This window comes from Bradyrhizobium sp. (genome assembly GCF_016462955.1).
GTDB lineage: Bacteria > Pseudomonadota > Alphaproteobacteria > Rhizobiales > Xanthobacteraceae > Bradyrhizobium.
Genome location: NZ_JAEMSD010000186.1, coordinates 4,777 through 10,155, shown reverse-complemented (window position 1 = coordinate 10,155; position 5,379 = coordinate 4,777). Strand labels below are relative to the sequence as shown.

Genomic DNA, 5,379 nt, shown 5'->3' with positions numbered 1-5,379 from the left:
CTTCAAGGGCACGCGGCTGACGCTGCGCGACTGGAACCTGCAGCTGCGCCAGCCGATCCTTTTGGTCGACGGTCGCATGGTGGTTTCGGTGTCGCCGCAGGAGGGATTTCTGCACCAAGTCTCCGAGCTCGACACGCTCGGCTACGATCGCCCGGAGAGCAAATGCAAGTTGAAATGAGGAATCAGATGTCGCGGATGTGGCGTGTGGGATTGCTGGCCGGACTGGCGCTGGCGGCCGCCGCACCGCCCGCGCACGCGTTCGTCGCCTATGTCTCGAACGAGAAGAGCAACACGGTGTCGGTGATCGACACCGATACCTGGACCGTGACCAAGACCATCAAGGTCGGCCAGCGCCCGCGCGGCATCGATCTCACGCGTGACGGGAGATTCGTCATGGTCGCGGTCGGCGACGACGACACCATCGAGGTGATCGACACCAAGACGCAGACCGTTGTGGACAGCCTACCCTCCGGGCCCGACCCGGAATTGTTCGCCCAGGATGCCGCCGGCAAGATCCTTTACGTCGCCAACGAGAACGACAACACGGTGACCGTGATCGATCTCGAGAAGCGCGCGCGTCTCGGCGACATCCAGGTCGGCGTCGAGCCCGAGGGAATGACCATCAGTCCCGACGGCAAGACGCTGATCAATACCTCCGAGACGACCAACATGGCGCATTTCATCGACACCGCCACACGCCAGATCGTCGCCAACGTGCTGGTCGATGCGCGCCCGCGTTATGCCGAGTACAAGCATGACAGCTCCGAAGTCTGGGTCTCCTCGGAAATCGGCGGCACCGTCTCGATCATCGATCCCAAGAAGCACGAGGTGATCGGCAAGGTCACATTCGAGATTCCGGGCCTGCGGAAGGAGGCGATCCAGCCGGTCGGCATCGGCATGACCAGGGACGACAAGACCGCCTTCGTCGCGCTCGGCCCCGCCAACCGCATCGCCGTGGTCGACGTCGCCACGCGCAAGGTGACGAAATATCTGCTGGTCGGCCAGCGCGTCTGGCACGTGGCGTTCACGCCCGACGAGAAATACCTGCTCACCACCAATGGCGTCTCCAACGACGTCTCGGTCATCGACGTCGCCGCTCAAAAGGTGATCAAGACCATTCAGGTGGGCGAACTGCCGTGGGGCGTCGCGATCGCGCCATGACCCGCCCCGCCCCGATCATCGAGCCGTCTCCGGCGCCTGATCCGGCCGCGGTGCCGGCCTTGTCGATCGACGGCGTCAGCCACGCCTATGGGCAGCGGCGCGCGCTGATGGACGTGACTTTCAACGTGCAGCCTGCGAGCTTCACCGCGCTGCTCGGCCTCAACGGCGCCGGCAAGAGCACGCTGTTCTCGCTGATCACGCGCCTGTTCGGCATCCAGGCCGGCCGCATCAGCATCTTCGGTCATGACATCAGCAAGAACCCCGGCGAGGCGCTGCGGCTGCTCGGGGTCGTGTTCCAGCCGCGCACGCTCGACCTCGACCTGTCGCTGACGCAGAACCTGCTCTACCACGCCGCCCTCCACGGCATCAGCCGGCGCGAGGCCGCCGCACGCAGCGCCGAGCTGCTCGGGCGCATTGGCCTCGCGGACCGCGCCGGGAGCAAGGTGCGCGACCTCTCCGGCGGGCAGATGCGCCGGCTGGAAATCGCGCGGGCGCTGCTGCACCGGCCTCGGCTGCTTCTGCTCGACGAGCCGACCGTCGGCCTCGACGTCAAGGCGCGCGCCGACATCATCAGTCACGTCCGCCAGCTTGTCGCCGAGCAAGGCATCGGCGTGCTCTGGGCCACGCACCTGTTCGACGAGATCCACCCCGATGACGATCTCGTGGTGCTGCACCAGGGCAAGGTGCTGGCGCGGGGACCGATGAGCCGCGTCATCGCGGAATCCGGCGCGCAGGACGTCAACACCGCCTTCATGCGGCTGACCGGTGCGCAAGCCATGCCGGGAGGCGGCGCGTGAGCAGCATCACCACGCGCGAGGCGCCGCGCGGCTTTTCTGCCGGCGAGTACCTGACGTGCCTGACCGGCATCGTTTGGCGCGAGGGCCTGCGCTTCCTGCATCAACGCGAGCGCTTCGTTTCGGCGCTGGTGCGGCCGCTGGTGTGGCTGTTCATCTTCGCCGCCGGGTTCCGCCAGGTGCTCGGCATCTCCATCATCCCGCCTTACGAGACCTACATCCTCTACGAGGTCTATATCGCGCCCGGCCTGATGGCGATGATCCAGCTCTTCAACGGCATGCAATCCTCGCTCTCGATGGTCTATGACCGCGAGATGGGCAATATGCGCACGCTCCTGGTGAGCCCGCTGCCGCGCGGGTTCCTCCTGTTCTGCAAGCTGCTCGCGGGCACCGCGGTGTCATTGCTCCAGGTCTATGCGTTCCTGCTGATCGCCTGGCTCTGGGACATCACCCCGCCCCCCCAGGGCTATCTCACCGTGTTGCCGGCGCTGATCCTGTCGGGGCTGATGCTGGGCTCGCTCGGCATGCTGATCTCCTCCGGCATCAAGCAGCTGGAAAACTTCGCGGGCGTCATGAACTTCGTGATCTTCCCGATGTTCTTCGCCTCCTCCGCGCTCTATCCGCTCTGGCGGGTGCAGGAGGGCAGCCCTTATCTCTACTATCTCTGCGAGGCCAATCCGTTCACCCATGCAGTGGAGCTGATACGTTTTGCACTCTACGGGCAGATCAACTGGATCTCGCTGGCGGTGGTCGCTACTTGCACAATCGTCTTCATGATCGGCGCGATATTGGCCTATGATCCCTCGCGCGGGCTGGCGCGGCGCGGGCCCGCGGGAGGCGAAGGATGAAGATTCTGGCTTTGGCTGCAATGGCCATCGCGCTGTGCGCTACGGCGGCGCGCGCGGCCGATCCACGTCATCCGGACTGGCCCTGCACCCAGGCCAAGGTGCCGGAGATCTCGCTGGCCGCCGTGTGGAGCGGTCCGCCGCTCGACGACGTCCAGAGCAAATGGAAGGACGACGCCAAAATCAGCGCGCTGGTGGCAAGGCTGTCGGCGCGAAAGACGCCGATGGACGAGGCCGAGAAGGCCGTGAAGGAGGTTCTGGCCGCCTCCGGCCCGGACAAGACCAACAACGCCAAGCTGCTGTTCGCCGGCCTGTTCGACACCCTCAACGCCCAGCGTTCCCAGGTCATGAACGGGCTCGAGCGCGTCAGCCGCAAGCAGCGTGATGCGGCTGACAAGATCCGCGAGGAGGCGGTTCAGCTCCAGGCCCTGCAAGGTGCGACGCCGCGCGACGAGACCAAGGTCGAGGCGCTCAGCAACGATTTGATATGGAAGACCCGCATTTTCGAAGACCGCACCAAGGTGGTGCGCTTCGTCTGCGAGGTTCCGACCTCGATCGACCAACGCCTGTTCGCGCTCGGACGCGTGATCCAGCAGGAAATGGAATAGCGTCAGCCGTACTGACGGCTCACGAAAAGTTCCCGCGATCACCTCGGGAACGTTAACCTTTCGCCGCGGTATTCGCCGGAACCAATTCGATTTATGATGGCTTGTCGACGTGAACGCCAAACGTCGGGAGGCTTCGATGGGAACCAAAAGAATCATGCTCGCGGGCGCTGCGGCCCTCAGCCTGTTCGCTACCGGCGCTGTCGCTGACGACATGACCGGAATGATCACGCGGATCGATCGGCTCAACGGCACCATCTCGATCCAACAGACGCAGAAAGGCACGGTGGGCGCCAGCACAGGCAGCGCCGGCGCGCTGCAGGAATACAAAACGAAGGACGCCGCAATGCTGGAGGCCGTCCATGCCGGCGACCGCGTGACCTATTCGGCCACTCAGACCAACGGCACGGGCACGCTGACGAAGTTGGAGAAGCAGAAATAGCATCGTCTCTGCCGCTCCCTGCTTGCCGCAGGGCGATCGCATATAGGTTTTTGAAAGACCTGAGCGCGCGCCTCGCCCTTCGAGACGACCGCTTCGCGGTCCCTCAGGGTGAGGCTCAGCGGCACCGGGGCCCGTTGAAACCAGCTCAACGCACGCGGTCCTCATCCTGCGGGCCCGCCAACGGCGGGCGTCTCGAAGGATGGCCAGAGGCGAGATCACTCCCATATGCGTTTGCCCTGCTGCTTATGGGGGCGGCCGGGCACCTGCATCCAGCCGCTACTGATCTGGGCGCGGTTCCGGCTTCGCGTCCTCCGTCGGGAGTTTGGCGGCTTCCCAACCGTCGGTGCCATCAGGAAACCAAGCGATTTTGGCGTAGCCATAAGTGAGCGCACGCTTGGCCGCGTTCCAGGACATCCAGCAATCGGCGAGGCAATAGATCACCAGCAACGCGGCCTTGTCGCCGCGCGACGCACGTGCGAGGCCGCGCTGGAGATAATCGTCCATGGAAGGCGGCAGCGTGCCGTAACCGGTATCCGGCAGCCAGATGCTGCCCGGAATGTTTCGGCGCGGCGCATCGCGCCACACCGTGCCCTCGGGAAGATTCTTCGGTTTCGGCGGCCGCGGCATCACGTCGACGAACACGCCGCTGTTTGCGCGCCAGATCGCCTCCGCTTCCCCGATCGTGAGCACGCGCGCGCCAGCGAGCGTCGCCGGAACCGGCGCGCGGTAATTATCGGTGCGATATCCCTCGGGCTCGAACGGCTCCTGCTGCTGCGCCCACACCGGGGCCACGAGCAGGGCAACGGCGAGCACAGCGGCAAGAGGCCGTCTCATGGCGTCTTCTTGGCCGTCTCCGCACCGAGTGGCCGATTGCTCTCGTCCAGCAGCGGCACGCCGAAGTCGAGCAGGATGTTGTTGATCTCGCCCTGGTTCTCCTGGATCAGCTTGTTCAGCTGCCGCTTCCAGTTCTGGTCGGCGGGGCGCACGCCCATGCCGATGCGATAGACCAGCTTCGGGCCGCTGGTTTCCTTCACCAGCGGCGTGACATGGAGCGAGGGTCCGGCCTTCTTAGCGAAATAGCCGGCCATCGGGCCCCACAGCACGCCGGCGTCGATCTTGCCAGCGTTGAGATCGTCGATCATCGCCTGCGCCGAATTGTCGAAGCGCGTGTCGATCATCAGCGGATATGGCTTCGCATCGCCCATCAAGCCCGCCAGCGCCATGTTGGTCGCCGGCGGCGTGCCGGCGACGATGCCGACATGCTTGCCCTTGAGGCGCGCATCCTCGAGCGTATCGACGTCCTCGAGTCCGCTGCCGGCCTTGGCCACCAGGGCATAGCTCGTGCGGTAATACGGATTGGTGCCCTGCACGAGGTCGTCGCCTTGCGGGAAGCCCATGATGACGTCGCAGCGATGTGCCCCCAGCGTCATCCGCACGAAGCCCGAGGCTTGCGGAAAGAAAACGTAATCGAGTTTCTTCTGCAGCTTGCCCGCCAGGAATTCGGCCAGCTTGTTCTCGAACCCCTCGCCCTT

The 5,379-nt window shown here is 64.9% G+C and carries 7 protein-coding genes and 1 pseudogene; 6 read left to right on the top strand and 2 right to left on the bottom strand.

The window, feature by feature from the left end; translation table 11 throughout:
* The 6 genes and pseudogenes from JHD07_RS19535 to JHD07_RS19510 all read left to right on the top strand — a co-directional run.
* Positions 1-178, top strand: a pseudogene (locus tag JHD07_RS19535) (branched-chain amino acid ABC transporter substrate-binding protein); the annotation flags it as partial.
* Between the two features lie 8 nt (positions 179-186).
* A complete protein-coding gene (locus JHD07_RS19530; RefSeq protein ID WP_291624805.1) occupies positions 187-1,161 on the top strand; it encodes a YVTN family beta-propeller repeat protein in 975 nt (324 codons plus the stop codon).
* The gene (locus JHD07_RS19525) at positions 1,158-1,958 is read left to right on the top strand and encodes an ABC transporter ATP-binding protein (protein WP_291624804.1); all 801 of its coding nucleotides are present in this window, start codon (positions 1,158-1,160) and stop codon (positions 1,956-1,958) included. The genes JHD07_RS19530 and JHD07_RS19525 overlap by 4 nt, the downstream gene beginning before the upstream one ends.
* Positions 1,955-2,803, top strand: coding sequence for an ABC transporter permease (locus JHD07_RS19520; protein WP_291624802.1), 849 nt, complete (start codon positions 1,955-1,957; stop codon positions 2,801-2,803). The genes JHD07_RS19525 and JHD07_RS19520 overlap by 4 nt, the downstream gene beginning before the upstream one ends.
* Positions 2,800-3,408, top strand: coding sequence for a hypothetical protein (locus JHD07_RS19515; RefSeq protein ID WP_291624800.1), 609 nt, complete (start codon positions 2,800-2,802; stop codon positions 3,406-3,408). Before JHD07_RS19520 ends, JHD07_RS19515 begins: the two co-directional genes overlap by 4 nt.
* 136 nt (positions 3,409-3,544) lie before the next feature.
* Entirely contained in the window at positions 3,545-3,847 is a 303-nt protein-coding gene (locus tag JHD07_RS19510) for a copper-binding protein (RefSeq protein WP_291624813.1), read from the top strand.
* 276 nt (positions 3,848-4,123) lie between these two features.
* Here JHD07_RS19510 and JHD07_RS19505 read toward each other — a convergent pair whose 3' ends face one another.
* Complete coding sequence (locus JHD07_RS19505; RefSeq protein WP_291624798.1) at positions 4,124-4,681, bottom strand: PQQ-dependent catabolism-associated CXXCW motif protein; 558 nt, start codon at positions 4,679-4,681, stop codon at positions 4,124-4,126.
* Positions 4,678-5,379: quinoprotein dehydrogenase-associated putative ABC transporter substrate-binding protein (locus JHD07_RS19500; protein ID WP_291624796.1), on the bottom strand; the 702-nt coding region annotated here is incomplete at its 5' end. The genes JHD07_RS19505 and JHD07_RS19500, both read right to left, overlap by 4 nt.

What these genes read in the sequence shown, in the direction of transcription:
- JHD07_RS19510 (WP_291624813.1), top strand. Translation starts at nt 3,545, where the DNA reads ATGGGAACCAAAAGAATCATGCTCGCGGGCGCTGCGGCCCTCAGCCTG.
- JHD07_RS19515 (WP_291624800.1), top strand. Translation starts at nt 2,800, where the DNA reads ATGAAGATTCTGGCTTTGGCTGCAATGGCCATCGCGCTGTGCGCTACG.
- JHD07_RS19525 (WP_291624804.1), top strand. Translation starts at nt 1,158, where the DNA reads ATGACCCGCCCCGCCCCGATCATCGAGCCGTCTCCGGCGCCTGATCCG.
- JHD07_RS19505 (WP_291624798.1), bottom strand. Translation starts at nt 4,681, where the DNA reads ATGAGACGGCCTCTTGCCGCTGTGCTCGCCGTTGCCCTGCTCGTGGCC.
- JHD07_RS19530 (WP_291624805.1), top strand. Translation starts at nt 187, where the DNA reads ATGTCGCGGATGTGGCGTGTGGGATTGCTGGCCGGACTGGCGCTGGCG.